The sequence below is a fragment of the Lentilactobacillus kefiri genome (assembly GCF_009739535.1).
GTDB lineage: Bacteria > Bacillota > Bacilli > Lactobacillales > Lactobacillaceae > Lentilactobacillus > Lentilactobacillus kefiri.
In genome coordinates this window covers 2,373,978-2,390,497 of record NZ_CP029971.1, presented here as the reverse complement: position 1 = coordinate 2,390,497, position 16,520 = coordinate 2,373,978, and the positions used below count along the sequence as shown (strand labels likewise).

The 16,520-nt window shown below is 42.1% G+C and carries 17 protein-coding genes and 1 tRNA gene; 15 read left to right on the top strand and 3 right to left on the bottom strand.

Going from position 1 to position 16,520, the window contains the following annotated elements:
• Positions 1-3: 3 nt before the first annotated feature.
• From DNL43_RS11470 to DNL43_RS11425, 10 genes are all read left to right on the top strand, one after another.
• Complete coding sequence (locus DNL43_RS11470) at positions 4-435, top strand: hypothetical protein (protein WP_056982907.1); 432 nt, start codon at positions 4-6, stop codon at positions 433-435.
• Between the two features lie 222 nt (positions 436-657).
• Complete coding sequence (locus DNL43_RS11465; RefSeq protein ID WP_095344851.1) at positions 658-2,826, top strand: Tex family protein; 2,169 nt, start codon at positions 658-660, stop codon at positions 2,824-2,826.
• Between the two features lie 15 nt (positions 2,827-2,841).
• The gene (locus tag DNL43_RS11460) at positions 2,842-3,309 is read left to right on the top strand and encodes a SprT family protein (protein ID WP_056982910.1); all 468 of its coding nucleotides are present in this window, start codon (positions 2,842-2,844) and stop codon (positions 3,307-3,309) included.
• Positions 3,310-3,323: 14 nt separating this feature from the next.
• On the top strand, positions 3,324-4,202 hold the full coding sequence (gene thrB / locus DNL43_RS11455; RefSeq protein ID WP_056982912.1) for a homoserine kinase: 879 nt from the start codon (positions 3,324-3,326) through the stop codon (positions 4,200-4,202).
• Between the two features lie 56 nt (positions 4,203-4,258).
• Positions 4,259-4,344: transfer RNA gene (locus tag DNL43_RS11450), tRNA-Leu, on the top strand.
• Positions 4,345-4,445: 101 nt separating this feature from the next.
• The gene (locus tag DNL43_RS11445) at positions 4,446-5,072 is read left to right on the top strand and encodes an HAD family hydrolase (RefSeq protein ID WP_054769177.1); all 627 of its coding nucleotides are present in this window, start codon (positions 4,446-4,448) and stop codon (positions 5,070-5,072) included.
• 79 nt (positions 5,073-5,151) lie between these two features.
• A complete protein-coding gene (locus DNL43_RS11440; protein WP_225364727.1) occupies positions 5,152-5,580 on the top strand; it encodes a PTS sugar transporter subunit IIA in 429 nt (142 codons plus the stop codon).
• On the top strand, positions 5,577-6,080 hold the full coding sequence (locus DNL43_RS11435) for a PTS system mannose/fructose/N-acetylgalactosamine-transporter subunit IIB (protein WP_056982913.1): 504 nt from the start codon (positions 5,577-5,579) through the stop codon (positions 6,078-6,080). Before DNL43_RS11440 ends, DNL43_RS11435 begins: the two co-directional genes overlap by 4 nt.
• Positions 6,081-6,098: 18 nt before the next feature.
• Positions 6,099-6,899, top strand: a complete 801-nt coding sequence (locus DNL43_RS11430) for a mannose/fructose/sorbose family PTS transporter subunit IIC (RefSeq protein ID WP_056982915.1) — start codon at positions 6,099-6,101, stop codon at positions 6,897-6,899.
• Positions 6,900-6,914: 15 nt separating this feature from the next.
• Positions 6,915-7,766 (top strand): PTS system mannose/fructose/sorbose family transporter subunit IID, encoded by an 852-nt coding sequence (locus tag DNL43_RS11425; RefSeq protein WP_056982917.1) that lies wholly within the window; start codon positions 6,915-6,917, stop codon positions 7,764-7,766.
• Between the two features lie 84 nt (positions 7,767-7,850).
• On the opposite strand, the gene DNL43_RS11420 is transcribed toward DNL43_RS11425, so the two are convergent.
• Positions 7,851-8,942, bottom strand: a complete 1,092-nt coding sequence (locus DNL43_RS11420; RefSeq protein ID WP_056982919.1) for an LCP family protein — start codon at positions 8,940-8,942, stop codon at positions 7,851-7,853.
• A 212-nt stretch (positions 8,943-9,154) separates the two neighbouring features.
• Here DNL43_RS11420 and DNL43_RS11415 point away from each other — a divergent pair, with 212 nt between their 5' ends.
• Positions 9,155-10,099 (top strand): AEC family transporter, encoded by a 945-nt coding sequence (locus tag DNL43_RS11415; protein WP_056982921.1) that lies wholly within the window; start codon positions 9,155-9,157, stop codon positions 10,097-10,099.
• A 145-nt stretch (positions 10,100-10,244) separates the two neighbouring features.
• The gene (locus DNL43_RS11410) at positions 10,245-10,898 is read left to right on the top strand and encodes a 2,3-bisphosphoglycerate-dependent phosphoglycerate mutase (RefSeq protein ID WP_261907081.1); all 654 of its coding nucleotides are present in this window, start codon (positions 10,245-10,247) and stop codon (positions 10,896-10,898) included.
• A gap of 63 nt (positions 10,899-10,961) precedes the next feature.
• Here DNL43_RS11410 and DNL43_RS11405 read toward each other — a convergent pair whose 3' ends face one another.
• Positions 10,962-12,296 carry a C1 family peptidase gene (locus DNL43_RS11405; protein WP_056982924.1) on the bottom strand — a complete coding sequence of 445 codons (1,335 nt, stop codon included), beginning with the start codon at positions 12,294-12,296 and terminating at the stop codon, positions 10,962-10,964.
• A 142-nt stretch (positions 12,297-12,438) separates the two neighbouring features.
• Positions 12,439-13,122, bottom strand: coding sequence for a ribose-5-phosphate isomerase RpiA (gene rpiA / locus DNL43_RS11400; protein WP_056982926.1), 684 nt, complete (start codon positions 13,120-13,122; stop codon positions 12,439-12,441).
• Between the two features lie 144 nt (positions 13,123-13,266).
• Between rpiA and DNL43_RS11395 the strand changes: the two genes are divergently transcribed.
• The 3 genes from DNL43_RS11395 to DNL43_RS11385 all read left to right on the top strand — a co-directional run bounded on the left by DNL43_RS11395 (position 13,267) and on the right by DNL43_RS11385 (position 16,471).
• Positions 13,267-13,806, top strand: coding sequence for a dCTP deaminase/dUTPase family protein (locus DNL43_RS11395; RefSeq protein ID WP_054769178.1), 540 nt, complete (start codon positions 13,267-13,269; stop codon positions 13,804-13,806).
• Positions 13,807-13,898: 92 nt separating this feature from the next.
• Entirely contained in the window at positions 13,899-15,272 is a 1,374-nt protein-coding gene (gene radA, locus DNL43_RS11390; RefSeq protein WP_056982928.1) for a DNA repair protein RadA, read from the top strand.
• Between the two features lie 23 nt (positions 15,273-15,295).
• Entirely contained in the window at positions 15,296-16,471 is a 1,176-nt protein-coding gene (locus tag DNL43_RS11385) for a PIN/TRAM domain-containing protein (protein ID WP_056982931.1), read from the top strand.
• Positions 16,472-16,520 lie beyond the last annotated feature (49 nt).

Sequence of the window (16,520 nt, the reverse complement as noted above, 5' to 3'; positions counted from 1 at the left end):
ATTTTGAAACCACAAGATATGCAACGATATGCAAAAACCGTTTCAGACGTCATTGACGCCACTTCAAAAAATGGTGAAGATTTAAACGATGACTATGAGACTTTACGAAAGGCAATTGATAACAACACACTTGCCGATTTAACCAGTGACCAGTTGAAAGGAATCAAGGACCATTTTCAATCCGGAACCGACAAATATAACGACAACGTTAACAAGCTTCAACAGGTTGCCGTACCGGTCAAGTTACTGGGAAAGCATAAGCTGCTGGTTCGGCACTATGAAGATTATGCCAACGCATGCCAGGCAATGACTGACAGCATTGATCCCGATGCAGCCAAGGTCGATGCCGACAAATTCAATCAGTCCGAAAAGGATCAGGAAAACAGTATCGCCAAGGTATCAAGTACCACGACGAGAATTATGGGACAAATTTAGCAAGTAAATTAAACAGGGCTTATGAGACCTGTTCGATTATGTAAAATTATATGAATCACTTGGGATGGTCGTCTTCGGACGATCATCTTTTTTACGAAAAAGTGGATGCATGCCTAGCTCTCAGCCACTTGCCATTCAGCCAGATATCTTTGAGAATTGCAGCCCAATTGCCGGGTTCTCTCTGCTATAATTAACTTTGACACTATTGATGAGGTGGAAGAAATGAACGAAACACTTGCGCATAAAATACAGCATGATTTACCACATATAAGAGAAAAACAAATCGTTGAAACTCTAAAGATGCTTGATGAAGGGGATACCGTTCCCTTCATTGCCAGATATCGAAAAGAACGAACTTCCAATCTTGATGAAGTTGAAATTAGAGATATTCAAGATGCTGCTCACCGGATTCAAACCCTGGATAAACGTAAGCAGGAAGTTATTAAGATCATCGACGAACAGCAACAGCTTACGCCGGAACTCAAAAAGAAAATTGAGCAGGCACCGGTCCTTCAACAAGTTGAAGACCTTTATCTGCCATACAAACAAAAGCGGCGAACCAAAGCCACCATTGCCAAGGAAAATGGTCTTGAACCGTTAGCCAAAGCAGCAATGAATTTTGCTTCCGACTTGAAACAGCAGGCCAGCCAATACATCAATCCGGATAAGGACTTGCCAGACGTTGAATCAGTTTTCGCCGGCGTTCATGAAATTATCGCTGAAGACGCCGGTGATCGCGCCGATTTCCGAGAATGGGTCCGCAACAATACCCAGCAGTACGGTCAACTGGTTGTCAAAGTCAAACGTGGCGGCAAGGACGTGGACGAAGATGGCACGTATCAACAATATTATGACTTCAGTCAACCAATTAAATCGATTCCATCATTTAGGACACTTGCGATTAATCGTGGTGAGAAGGAAAAGGTTCTAAACGTTAAAATCGAAGTCAATGAAGCCCCAATTATGTGGCATTTAAAGGCCAACACAGTTGGAAGTCATCAGGGCTTTGCCGCCGAGGTGGTCACTGATGCAATTGAAGACGCTTATCACCGTTTCATCGGACCCGCCATTGAACGGGAAATCCGCAAGCAGTTAACTGAAGTTGCTGCCGACCATGCGATTGATATTTTTGGCAAGAATTTGTACAACCTGTTGATGCAGGCGCCACTAAAAGGAAAAATTGTCATGGGCTTTGATCCTGCCTATCGGACCGGTTGTAAGTTGGCGGTTGTCGACCAAAATGGTAAATATTTGGACAAAACTGTTATTTATCCACATAAACCGGCAAGTGAAGCTAAACGGAAAGCGGCTAAAGGACTCTTTATTGATTTCATCAATAAGAATCACGTTGAAATGATTGCCATTGGTAATGGGACTGCCAGCCGTGAGTCGGAACAATTTGTGGCTGACGCCATTAAGGAAATTAAAACGCCAATCTATTACGTGATCGTCAATGAGGCAGGGGCTTCAGTCTATTCTGCCAGCCAAGTTGCCAGGGATGAATTCCCCGACTTCAGTGTTGAACAGCGATCAGCTGTCAGCATTGCCCGGAGAATTCAAGATCCGCTGGCTGAATTGGTTAAAATTGACCCTCAGGCAATTGGCGTCGGTCAATATCAACACGATGTTCCTCAAAAACAACTGGGAGAACAACTGGATCAAGTTGTTGAAACGGCGGTTAACCGGGTTGGCGTTAATTTAAACACTGCAAGTCCCGACTTACTGGTTCATATTTCAGGTTTGACCAAAACGACAGCCAAGAATATTGTGAAGTTTCGTAATGATTCGGGAGAGTTCAGCGCGCGTGCGGAGCTTAAAAAAGTTCCCCGATTAGGGCCAAAGGCATTTGAACAGTCAGTTGGATTCCTGCGGATTATTGGTGGGAAAAATCCCCTCGATAATACGGACATTCACCCCGAGAGTTATTCAGCTGCCAAAAAGTTAATGAAGAACCATGGCCTGGACATCAATCAACTTGGCGAACCGGCCGTTTCAGCAGCGTTAAGTAATCTCAATTTGGAACAGGAAGCCGAGACTGTCGGCGTTGGGGTCGAAACCTTGAAAGATATTGTCAAAGGTGTTGAAACACCGGGTCGTGATTTACGTGACGAGATGCCCGCACCCTTATTAAGAAAAGATGTTTTGACCATGGAAGACCTAAAGCCGGGGATGAAGCTCCAAGGAACCGTCCGCAATGTGGTTGACTTTGGGGTGTTCGTTGACATTGGTGTTAAACAAGACGGCTTGGTTCATATTTCGAAAATGAGCCGAACGTTTGTTAAAGATCCCAGCAAAGTGGCTTCAGTTGGCGATATTGTGACGGTTTGGATTGAATCAGTCGATCTCGATCGTCACCGAATCCAACTGAGCATGGTTGATCCGGAAGGTTAGGTGAATAGTTGATCGATGACAAATGAACAATTACAAAAAATGGTTGAAGATATTTCGATTAAATATTTTGCCAAGCCGTTCCGGCATCGGGCCTACTTTAATTCTCGGTTGAAAACGACGGGTGGACGATATCATTTAAACGATCACAATATTGATATCAACCCAAAGATGGACGACGGTCAAACACATGAAGTTTTAATCGGCATTATCAAACATGAATTATGTCATTATCACCTGCATTTGGCAGGGTACAGCGCCAAGCACAACACCAAACAGTTTAAACAGCTTCTCAAAGCCGTGGGTGGGTCCCGGTATGCGCCAAGAACCCAGACCCGAACGGCTCAAATTAAATATATTTATCGCTGTGAACGTTGCGGCTTGGAGTATCATAGAAGACGAAGAATCAATTTGGTAAAGTATGTGTGTGGACGATGCCACGGCAGACTTCACCTGGTTAATGAAATTCAGCAGCAGGGTGCGTAGGAAGGAGATTTCATATGGCAAAAATTATTATCAGAGTACCGGCAACCACGACGAATTTAGGTTCCGGTGTTGATTCGGTGGGATTGGCCCTGAAACTTTATTTCACCGTTATCGTTGAAGAGAAGACCGATGAATGGAAAGTCAATCATGCATTGGGCAATGACATCCCAACCGATGAGCATAATTTGATTGTTCAAACAATTTTAAAAGTGAACCCGGATATCCATCCACATCAGCTAACGGTCATTTCAGATGTTCCGATTGCTCATGGATTAGGATCCAGTACAACCGCCGTTGTGGCAGGTATTAAGATTGCCAATAAATTGGGCGATTTAGGATTAACCATCGACCAACAGGTTGATATTGGGGCTCGGATTGAAGGCCATCCCGAAAGTGTCGCCGCAGCTTTATTGGGAAATATGGTTGTTTCAACTTTCGATGGCGAAAAAGTCACTTCGGCCGCACTTCCGGTTCCAGCCATATCTGCTTTGATGTATATCAGACCAGATGGGGTGAGTGAAGTGGAAAGTCGAAAAAAGCTTCCTAAAAAGATTGATTACCCAGTAGCCGTTCACGCCAGCAGTAAAGAGAATGTGTTTATTGCCTTGGTTGCCCAGGGAAAATGGGATCAGGCAGTTCCAATGATTGAAAGCGATCAGCTGCACGAACCATACCGTAAAGAATTAGTTCCGGAAATTGATCAAATTCGATCAACCGCTCATAAACTTGGAATCTTTGGCACGTACCTCAGTGGTGCCGGTCCAACGGTTGCGACCTTGGGCGACAAGCCTTCATTGACGCAACTTCGGATTGATTTGGAACAACAAAATTTAAATGGTAGCTTGCGGTTACTTCAGGTTGATACAGAGGGTGCCACAGTTCGCGGAGAATAATTTCAAAAATCATTTGTCAATTGGCCAAATTTCTGCTATAATTTTTAATTGTTGATGCGGCCATGGCGGAATTGGCAGACGCGCAAGATTAAGGATCTTGTCGGGAATTATCCCGGTGGAAGTTCGAATCTTCTTGGCCGCATGGTTAAAGTTCGAATCACTATCATTTAAATAGTGATTCGGACTTTTTTATTGTGTGGCATGTGATCTTTTTTTCAAATAATAAATAATTGGGGTGCAGAAATGGACTATTTTATTTTTGATGTAGACGGAACGTTGATTGACACGGAAAAAATGTATATGTTACCTTTACACAAAACTTTACTTGAAAATGGCTATAACTTTTCATATGCCGACGTTGTTAAACTATTTGGCATCAATTCAATGGATACGGTTAAAATATTGGGAGTCAAAGATCCGGTCGATATTCGACAGAAATGGTTTGCCAAGATTAAGGACTACACCCAGTATGTTCACGTTTATGATGGCATTGAAGACGTCCTTAAGAACCTTCAGGCCAACCCGAACGTGAGGATGGCCATTGCGACATCGAAAGTTGAAGCGGAATTTCAACGGGATGTTACCAGATTTGGCTTGGACAAGTACTTTGATCAATTTGTTTTTTCAAGCGAGGTCAAGAAAGGTAAGCCGGCACCCGATATGATTCTGAAGGGGATTGAAAAGTTGCATGCCGATCCTAATTCGACCGTTTATATTGGTGATACCAAATATGACCTTCAAGCTGCTCATGCGGCTCACGTTAAGTTTGGATTAGCCGGCTGGCGGACACCAATGTCAGCGGACTTTACCGATACGGATTACTTTTTGAAAGAACCGGCAGATCTGTTAAAAATCGTCCATTCAAATTAGAAATTTAAGCAGAACTCGAACCGTGTTTTGTGATATATTTGGAGTACAGGCTACGTGAATTTTTAAGAAAATAGGTGAGATGATGATTTCAATTTTGGTTGTAAGTCATGGTGACTTTTCGAAAAGCTTAATTCAAACTGCAGAAATGATCGCCGGAAAGCAGCAGCAGGTATCATCAGTGTCATTGGCTGCTAATGATGGCGTAGATTCACTTTCAGCTAAGGTAGACACAGAGTTGTCCAAATTTCCTGAAAGCGCACCAACGTTGATTCTGGCCGATCTATGGGGTGGTTCACCATTCAACGCTGCAGCAAAAGTTGTTGCTAAAGATCCTCAGAAAACCGCATTGATTGCCGGTGTTAACTTACCGATTTTATTGGAAGCCTATATGGCAAGAAACTCATCATTAACCGAGTTGGTCAATAAAATTAATGAAATTGCCGGTGATTCTATCCGCCAATTCACAGTTCCCGCAGATGATGACGATTTAGGAGATGATTTGTTATGACAATGGATATTCGCCTTGCCAGGGTTGACAGCCGCCTGCTTCACGGACAGGTTGCCACTTTTTGGACCCGGGCAGTCAAGCCCAACCGAATCATGGTTGTTTCTGATTCAGTTGCCAAAGATCCACTGCGCAAGACCTTGATTACACAGGTTGCACCACCTGGTGTCAAAGCAAATGTTGTGACGATTAATAAAATGATTCGGGCATATTTTGATTCCCGGTTCGATTCTTTTAATACCCTTTTGTTGACTGAAACGGTTGGCGACATGTTGAAGTTGGCTGAAGGTGGGATTGATTTTTCAAAGATTGGTGTGAACATTGGCAGTATTGCTTATACCGACGGTATGACCATGCTGACGGACGCAATTTCAATGAATGAAGATATTGCCAAGCAGATCCGGACGTTGGCAACCGACTTTAAACTAGATGTTTGTGCTCAAAAAATTCCAGCTGAAAAGAAGGAAGACCTTTTAACGCTGTTAGATAAAAAGGGTTTTTAACAAGTAGAGGGAAAATACATGAGTGTCGTTTCAATTATTTTAATTTTACTGGTAGCATTTGTCGTTGGAATGGATGGAATTCTTGACGAATGGCAGGTTTATCAGCCAATTATCGCTTGTACCCTTGTGGGAATTGCAGTCGGCAATGCCACTGCAGGGATTATCCTGGGGGCAACTTTGCAGATGATTACAATTGGGTGGATCAATATTGGGGCATCGGTTGCTCCTGATATTGCTCTGCCTTCTGTTATTTCAGCACTGCTTGTTTGTGGACCGGCTGCACTAAGCATTAAACATGGCATTGCCTTGGCAATCCCGTTTGCGGTCATTGGTCAACTGCTGAATATTTGGATTCGAAAATTGACGGTTAAATTGGTTCATGATGCCGACCAAGCTGCGCAAAACAACCAAATTTCAAGGGTCGATCGACTACATTTAATCAGCTTGGGAATTCAAGGACTGAGAGTTCTGATTCCAACCATTTTGGTGATGTTGATTTCACCTCAATACATTCATCAGCTGATGCAGCAGGTACCAATGCTGATTACCAACGGGATTGCCGTTTCTGTTGGCATGGTTTCCGCAGTTGGATTTGCTAACTTGATTAATATGATGGTCAGCAAATTGTTGTGGATTTGGTTTGCCATTGGTTTTGTTATTGCCATTTTCACGCAGATCAACCTATTTGTGCTGGCCGCATGTGGTTTGGTAGTCGCCATTGGCTTTGTATGGTTAAAAAACAAGCGCCATGGTGCGTCTGGGGATAGTGGCAGTGATGACGATATGGATAGTTTTGACAAAGAACTTGATGACTTATAAAGCGGGTGGGGTTAAATGAATCATAATCAACAAGAAAACATAGGGTCAAAGAAGCCCATTCGCCTCCATAAAACTGATTTTTTCAAAATATTTTGGCGGTCAGGTGTGGAGCAGGGGTCATGGAACTTTGAGCGGATGCAAAATTTAGGCTTTGCTTACATAATGGCGCCCGCAATTAAACGGTTATATCCAGATCCGAGTCAGCGAAAAGCCGCAATGAAACGTCATCTGCAATTCTTTAACACGTCGCCGATCATGCAATCATTGATTACGGGTGTCGTTTTATCCATGGAAGAAGACCGCGCAAACGGCGCTGACATTTCCGATGATACAATTAATGCCGTTAAGACAGCAATGATGGGCCCAATGGGTGGCTTTGGCGATCCAATCTGGCTGGGAACCATTCGGCCGGTGTTGTCGGCTTTTGCTGCCAGTTTGGTATTAAGTGGCTATGGGATTTTAGGACCAATTCTATTTTTCATCGCTTGGAACATATTACGATTGGTTTTTCGATATTTCTGTCAGGCAGCCGGTTATCATCACGGCGCTAATATTATCAATCTATTCAATACGGGCATTATTAAAAATGTTGGGGATGCCACCTCAATATTTGGTGTTTTCATGATGGGTGTGATTGTTGCCAGATGGGTTGAAGTTGACTTTGTTTCGATTTCGGGTTGGTTCAGCCAAATGTCAGGTGGCCATCTGATTGGTCAATTGGCAAATTCAAGCATTGATGTCCTCGCACCGGTTGTGCTGACATTGATTTGTGTCTGGCTTATTCGAAAGCAGGTGTCACCACTTTGGATTATCCTCGGGTTATTTATATTGGGAATCCTTGGATATTCTGCTGGAATCTTGGCATAGTTAAAACTAGTTAAAATAAAAAAAGGCGGGTTCAAAACATAATCGTTTTGAACCCGCCTTATTATTTTATATCTGTCTTTCAGATTAATAGCCGTTATAACTGGATGATGAAGTTGCACCCTGACCATTATCCGTATTTGTTTGACTCGTTTGCAGTTTGGATGATTTGCTTAAACCAAGTGATGATCGAATGTCATTGGAAACTCTTAACAATTCCTTTTGTGGCACAACTTGGTAGGAGAGACCATCGATCATGGCATTTTCACCCTGAAGGGTTTGTGACTTGATATGATGGGTTGCATCGCCATACTTGGCACGAACGGCAATCATATCGTCAAATGTCATATCCGTCTTCATATTGCCTGATAATGATGAAAGGATTGATTTGTAACGTGGTAGTGAAGTGATGTTTAAACCTTTCATGACAAGTTTCTTGATGATCTGACGTTGACGGACCTGACGACCATAATCGCCAAGTGGATCATCGTCACGCATTCTTGAATAGTCCAAGGCTTCACGGCCGTTTAAATGAACCTTCTTGCCTTTTACAACGTTCGCTGCTCCGTACTGGAACGTCAATGGTGGCTTAACATCAACACCACCGACGGCATTAACCATCTTTTCCAATCCACCCATGTTGATAATCGCATAGAAATCGATTGGGATGTCGAGAAGGTTTTGAACAGTTTTAACAGCTGTTCCGGCACCGCCAATTGTATAAGCGGCGTTAATCTTCTCATATTGCTGAGTGTCGCCGGGAACAACCACTTTGGTATCCCGGGCAATACTAGTTAAATGAATGGTTTTTTTCTTTGGGTTGATTGAAGCGACAATCATGGTATCGGTTCGACCGGTATCATGTCGGCCCAAAGCACCGGTATCGGTACCAAGCAGCAGGATTGAAAGCGGCTTGCCCTTTTGAATAACCGACGACACGTTTCGTGCCTTTGAGACGTTGGTGGAGTCATAGGTCTTTTTAAAAGTATTCTTGGCACTGTTATAAGCACCGTAGCCCCAAACCAGGCCACCACCAAGCGCGACTAACAGAACAAAGAAAATGCTCCAGCCGATAATCCTTCTTCGGCGGTGATTCTTTTGCTTATAGTGTGGCTTTTTATCAGCCCTTCGGGAATATACAGGTTCAAATTCGTTTTTGTTATCTTTATGTGATGGCATAAATGACTCCTCGTTTACAAAAAATCCTTACAAAAGTATATTGCAGATTCACATCGGTTTGCGGAAATCTGAGGTTATTTAAACATTATTTAATAATTGTAACATCAGTTGTTCCAAACGTGTTCTATTATACCAAAAATTATAGTCAGCTGTGGATTCTAATTGTGTTATAATAATTCATTGTTATTGATTTTTAGAATTGAGGAATGTTTATGGGTGTATTTTATAACGCAGTTTCCGGAGTCTTGATCATTTTGATCATGATTGCCTTAGGTTTTATATTGGCCAGAAATGACTGGTTTGATGGGAAAATGACCAGTATGATAGCCCGTTTGGTAACTCAGGTGGCGTTGCCGGCGTATATGATTTCCACGATCATGGAAAAGTTTACCGCAAAGAAGCTGCTGACGACGCTTCCTGATTTGTTTTTTCCAATCATCTCAATGCTGCTTCTTTATGTTGTATCCATTTTAGTTGTGAAGTTTGCGAAGATTCCAAAGATGCATTCAGGCTTGTTCATGTCGATGTTTTCCAACTCAAACACGGTTTTTGTTGGGCTGCCTGTCAACATGGCGTTGTTTGGAAAATCCAGTTTGCCATTTGTGTTGGTCTATTACATGGCCAATACGACGTTCTTCTGGACGCTGGGCGTTTACCTGATTCAAAAAGACGGTAAAGGTGAGGCATCATTTAATTGGAAGCAAACTTTAAAAAAAGTTTTTTCACCGCCACTTTTAGGATTCATGGTGGGGGTTGTTCTGGTATTGCTGCACGTCACGCTGCCTGACTTTTTAATGCAGGACTTCAATTACATAGGAAATTTAACTATTCCGCTTTCAATGATTTTTATTGGAATATCCATTAATAGCGTTGATCTCAGTAATATTCATTTTGATCGGAGCAACTTCTTGATTTTGTTTGGTCGGTTTATGTTGGCGCCAATTATCATGTCACTATTGGTGATTCCAACACCGCTTCCTGTATTGATGAAGCAAGTGTTTATCATGCAGTCGGCAATGCCGATCATGACCAATGCCCCGGTTGTTTCGCGACTTTACCATGCTGATTCCGAATACGCGTCAATTATGGTGGCCGAAACAACTTTACTCAGCTTGATTATGATTCCTGTTTTGATGGTCTTAGTTGAGAAGCTATAAAAGAAATGCTAAACTGAGTCTGTTTACAAGTTCCATGAGAGATTTGGATAGATTAGAAGGTGACTTCGGTCATCTTTTTTAAAATTATATTTGTGAACAAATTAATTTGAGTAAAGAAGATGTAAACGTGCCGACATTAGTAATCATGCGCCACGGAGAAAGTGAAGCTAATCGTGACAATATATTTACCGGTTGGAGTGATGTTTCATTAACTGAAAAGGGGATCAATCAAGCCCATACAGCTGGAAAAATCATTGCCAAGTCAAAAATTCAATTTGACGATGTTCATACTTCCTTTCTAAAGCGGGCAATCATTACCACAAATATTGTTCTGGACGAAATCAACCAAAACTTTATTCCCGAGCACAAGTCATGGCGACTCAATGAGCGGCACTATGGTGGTCTGCGCGGTAAAAACAAGTTAAAGGTTAAAGAACAGGTTGGTGCCAAGCAACTTAAAATCTGGCGGCGCAGCTTCACGGTGGTTCCGCCGCTTTTGACCAAACGGGATGAGGATTCCCGATATGATCGCTATGGTGTCAAGATTCCACTGGGTGAGAGCCTCCAGATGGCCCAGGAGCGGTTGATTCCATATTGGGTTGACCACATTGCCCCAAGGCTCTTAGATGGCAAGAATCAGCTCATTGTGGCTCATGGCAGCACACTGCGGGCCTTGATCAAGTTCTTGGAGAACATTTCCGATGAAGATATCCCAAACGTTGAGGTACCAAACGGAAAGCCAATCAGATATGATTTTGATCAACACTTAAATATCATCGATAAAAACTATATGGAATAAAAAATACGACAAATCAGAAAATCTGATTTGTCGTATTTATCTTTTATGGGATGAATGATTGATTTAAGCTAAAGCACCCATTGGGTCCCATGGCTTTAAGACAACCGGATCCTGCTTTTGGGCTTCAAGTTGAGCATCGGTAAGGTATTTCTTGTTAATAACGAATTGATAGACGAATTCATTCATCCAGTCATCGCTCATAACAAAGTAGCCTTTGGTACCAACTTTTTCTCCCCAGCTGTTTTCAACTTTCCATTTAGTTGGTTCACCGTTGACCAAATCAACACCGGTAATAACCATTGCGTGGGTCATTAAGCTTTCGCCATAATCCAAGCGCTCAGCTTTTGACATTGACAGGTCGGAGTCAAACATTTCGTCAGGTGCGTATAAGTTGGTATCCATGATTCCTTTTTTAGTATTTGAACTTTGACCAACATCACTACCGAACCAAACGGATTCGCCATTTTGCAATTGTTTGATGGCTAACTTCTTAAGTTCGGACATTTCCAAGTTTAAATGTTTAACGGGGCGGCCGTTGACAACGTTACCCAACATTTCAATTGTGTAGGTTTTATTGAATGGCTTGTCATCAGTTGGTGAATTAATCAATGATACGTAATCTTCAAGATTTAAGTTGACGTATTTTTTGAAGAATTCTTGGGGTGTAATGCCGGCATCAAAATGATAGTTCTTATCTTTGTCACGGTATTCAAAATCAAATTTGGTAGCAGGTTCACCGAGTGCATAAGTTAACATGCGGTAAACTTCATTCATCATGCTGTCTTTGGTTTCGGCAATCTTTTCGTCAGAAGCTTTATTGGCAACTAATTCCCGCAAAGCAACGGCGTCATGACGAAGTTTTAAGTTTAAAAATTTATTTAATTGAGCAGAACGACTGCTGTTAAATGTTTCAGGCATTGCTGACTTAGGAACGATTCCGTACTTTTCAATTAATGCACACAGCATGTCCCATTGACCACCGTCTTGTTGTGGGGTAGCCATCAGCCAGGCAACTTTTCGTGAATCAAGTGGCTGATCAGCAGTTTTCAAAACATTTTCCAAGAAATAATTTGATTTTTCAAATTTATCCCAGAAGTTGGTGTAGTTTTGAGAAAGCTCAAAGTCGTCGGGAACCTTGTAGGTGTTCATCAGGTGAATCCGCATGGTGTTTAATGCGGCAAACATCCAGCAGCGGCCACTTTGCTTTTGATCGGCAACTTTACCGGTTGAAAGATCAATTGAGAAAACGGGGGTCATTTTACCTTCTGCGGTAAAATCTTCACTACTCTCCAAAATGCCTTGGTGGGTAACGGCACGTTCAATCACTTTTGAATCTTTACGATTGTCAAGATTCTTTTGGTACTTACTAATTTGATCTAAATTAATTTCTGCTGTCAAAAATGATCACTCTCCTTAATAGAATATTATTTTACTCTCATTTATTAAAAAGGGCTAGTGAAGCAAAAAAATGGTAAATAAAAACAGCTGGCGGCAAATGTTCATCAACATGCCGTTCCAACTGTTAAGATGATTTATTTCATTAACGGGCTTTAATAATTTCCGGCCCATCTTTATGTCCCACGATAATTGTATTGACCAAGTCCAGGAACAGACCGTGCTCAATGATTCCAGTCATCTGATCTAATTCAAGTGCCAATTCATGAGGGTGCTTAATGTGGCCCAAATGAAGGTCGATGATGTAGTTGTCTGAGTCTGTAAGGAAATATTTATCGCCATTCATCCGAAAAACCGGGTGATAACCCTTTTTCTTTAATCGGCTGAAAAGAAGATTGCTGCCGTAGGGGATGACTTCAAGTGGAAGAGGAAATGATCCCAGTTCGTCGGCCATTTTAGTTTCGTCAACGATCCAGATGTTTTTGGTTGAATTGATTGCGACAATTTTTTCCCACAGTTGGGCGCCACCGCCACCTTTGATGCCTTGGTAATCGGGATCAATTTGATCGGCACCATCAATTGTCAAATCAATGTGATCAATTTCATTGATTGCTTTAGTTTGGATACCCAAGCTGTGGGCTTGTTCTTTGGTGCGTTCAGAAGTCGGCACCCCAACAATTGAAAGGTGTTCTTTTTTAACCCGTTCTCCGAGTGCATTAACCATAAACTTCATGGTTGAACCAGTGCCCAGCCCAACTACCATACCGTCTTCAATAAATTGAACAGCGGCTTCGCCAGCCAACTGTTTCAATTCGTCTTGATGTGTCATTATTGTCCCTCATTTCAAAGTTGTTTAAAGGTTTTACTATACTACAATACTGCGTTATTTTAACATTTTTGTCAATCAGTGCAAACTATAAAAACTTAGTTTATACTACAATAATAGAATATAACTCGAAAAGGAGCTAGTTAAATGAAACGTGGATTTGAAATTGTGACGAAATATGCCGAAAAAGGACTGACTTTACCGTACCGGACAACGACCAATGCGGCCGGATACGATTTTGAAAGTGCTGAAGAAATTGTGATTCCTTCAATTTGGAAATTAAATTTTTTGAAGGTCCTGTGGGCTGTTAAACATGAAAAGGATGTCTCAGAAACGTCCATTGACAAGGCGAAGAAAGTTTTAAAACCCTTTCTGATTCCAACCGGTATTAAAGCGTACATGCAGCCGGATGAGGTTCTCATTATTGCCAACCGATCCAGTAATCCGCTAAAAAGGGGACTTGTCATTCCAAATGGGATCGGGGTCATTGATTCGGATTACTACAACAATTCAGGAAACGAAGGCGAGATCTTCGTTCAAATTTTGAACTTTGGGATTTCCGATATCACAATTAAAAAGGGTGAACGAATTGCTCAGGGAATCTTTATGCCATATTTATTGGCAGATCAGGACGATCAGCAAAAAAAGCAGACTCGGAATGGTGGATTTGGTTCTTCAGGCAAATAATTTATAAGATGATGTAAAGTCGATTGTCATTCAGGCAAAGCTTATTCATAAAGTGCTAGAATATTTATAGTGTAAGTAAAAGGAGAATTTAGTTGGCAAAAGTTAAAACTCAATTTGTATGTCAAAACTGCGGCTACATTTCCCCAAGGTATTTGGGACGCTGTCCGAACTGTAATGAGTGGAACACCCTCGTTGAAGAAACCGTTGCACCGAAAAACAGTACCATGGCAACAAAGAGTTTGCGGCGAAATGGCATTCATGACAACAAACCCGAAGCAATCAATAAAGTTGAATTTCACCAAGACGTTCGTTTTAAGACTGATATGGAAGAGCTCAACCGAGTTCTTGGCGGCGGGGTTGTTCCCGGATCACTGATTTTAATCGGTGGCGATCCTGGAATTGGAAAATCAACGTTGATGCTGCAGGTTTCAGGTCAGCTTAGCAAGTCTGGTACCATATTATATGTATCCGGAGAGGAAAGTGCCTCGCAGATTAAGATGCGGGCCGATCGACTGGGTGTCAACAGTGATAACCTCTATGTTTATCCGGAAACCGATATGGACGTGATTAAGGATACAATCAATGATATGAAGCCGGATGCGGTGGTCATTGATTCTGTTCAAACCATGCAGATTCCTGAATTGCAGTCGGCTACCGGATCGGTTGCCCAGATCAGAGAAGTAACCGCTGACCTGATGAACATTGCCAAGGGTCAGGGCATTACGGTCTTTGTTGTCGGTCATGTGACCAAGGGTGGCGCGATCGCCGGACCAAAGATTTTGGAACACATGGTGGACACTGTCCTGTATTTTGAAGGTGATTTACATCACTCATACCGAATCTTGCGAACGGTTAAGAATCGATTTGGTTCAACCAATGAATTGGGTGTGTTTGAAATGCGGACCGATGGCTTGCGCGAAGTGAAGAACCCTTCGGAAATCTTTTTGGAAGAACGGCTTAAAGATGCGACTGGATCTGCCATTGTGGTATCAATGGAAGGAACCCGGCCAATTTTGGTTGAAATTCAGGCTTTGGTGACGGCTTCTGTATTCGGGAATGCCCAACGAACAGCTACTGGTCTTGACCGTAATCGGGTATCATTGATTATGGCAGTTTTGGAAAAGCGTGCCGGATTGATGCTTCAAAACCAGGATGCTTATTTAAAGGCTGCCGGCGGCGTTAAGCTTGATGAACCGGCAATTGATCTGGCAATCGCTGTTAGTATTGCTTCATCATACAAAAACCGGGGTACCAGTCCAACTGAGTGTTATGTCGGTGAACTTGGGCTTACCGGTGAGATTCGTCGGGTCACCAGGATTGAACAACGGGTTGCCGAGGCACAGAAATTGGGCTTTAAACGCGTGTTGGTGCCAGCCAACAATCTTCAGGGATGGAACCCACCAAAAGGTATCGATGTGGTGGGAGTTTCAACCCTTTCACAAGCATTAAAGCTTGCACTGGGATAAACTAAAAATGAGAGAAGGCGAAATTGTTGAAGAGAAAAAGAATTGTTAGAATTGTGTTTACGTTAGCCGGTGCTGCAATTGGTGCCAGTTATTTTCCTTTGATTTGGCTGTTATTCCAGGTCCGGTATGGAACCTTGTTCAACAACACTGCTACAAACGCAGTTGTGGGTGCAATTATTTTTTATTTTATTTCGTTGCTGACAGGGAACTATATCTTAAAAGTCGTTGATCGAATGGAAGCCCGTTTAACCAAGCAGAGTCCGTTATCGTTGTTCTTTGGAACATTGGGACTTATTGTCGGTTTAGTGGTTGCTATTTTGATCTCGATTGTGTTCTTTAGAACTCAGACATTCTTCTTGAATACAATGATCCCAACGATTTTGATGTTGGTATTGGGATATTTTGGATTCAGAATTGGAAACACTCAAAGCGATCGTTGGCGAAAGATGTTTCAATCTCGACGAAAGTCGGAGAATGCCAAAGAAAAAGATGAAAAGATTATTGATAAGCCCGTTGATAAGAATTATCACCACTATAAAATTCTTGATACCAATATTTTAATTGACGGTCGGATTTACGACGTTGTTAAAACCGGGTTTATTGAAGGGACATTGTTAGTACCAAAGTTTGTGTTGTATGAACTTCAGTACATTGCCGACTCCAGTGACAGTGTCAAACGGGTTCGTGGCCGTCGTGGCTTGGATATTTTGAACAAACTTCAAAATGAAAAATTAATTCCAATTGAGATTTACGAAAAGGATTATGAAGACATTCCAGAAGTTGATAGTAAGTTGATCCAACTTGCCAAAGATGTTGATGGTGTTATCATCACCAATGATTTCAACTTGAACAAGGTCATTCAGTTCCAAAACGTTAAGGTGTTCAATATTAATGCTCTGGCCAATTCACTTCGTCAGAAGATTTTACCCGGCCAGAAATTGAACGTCATGGTTGTCAAAAACGGAACTGAACGGCAGCAGGGTGTTGCCTACCTTGATGACGGCACAATGGTTGTTGTTGAAGACGGTCGTTACTTCTTAAATGATCACATTGATGTGGTTGTTACCAGCGCGATCCAAACCGATGCCGGAAAGATGGTTTTTGCCCGTCCTGAGCATTCCACCAAGAATATTACCGATAAAAATGATTCGGGGAAGAATAATGGCAACGGAAAAAACAGCTCCAATAGCAAGAAGTAGCTTTGCTCCCTTTATTTTTAGCAGCGTTCATTGTACACTTAAAATATTG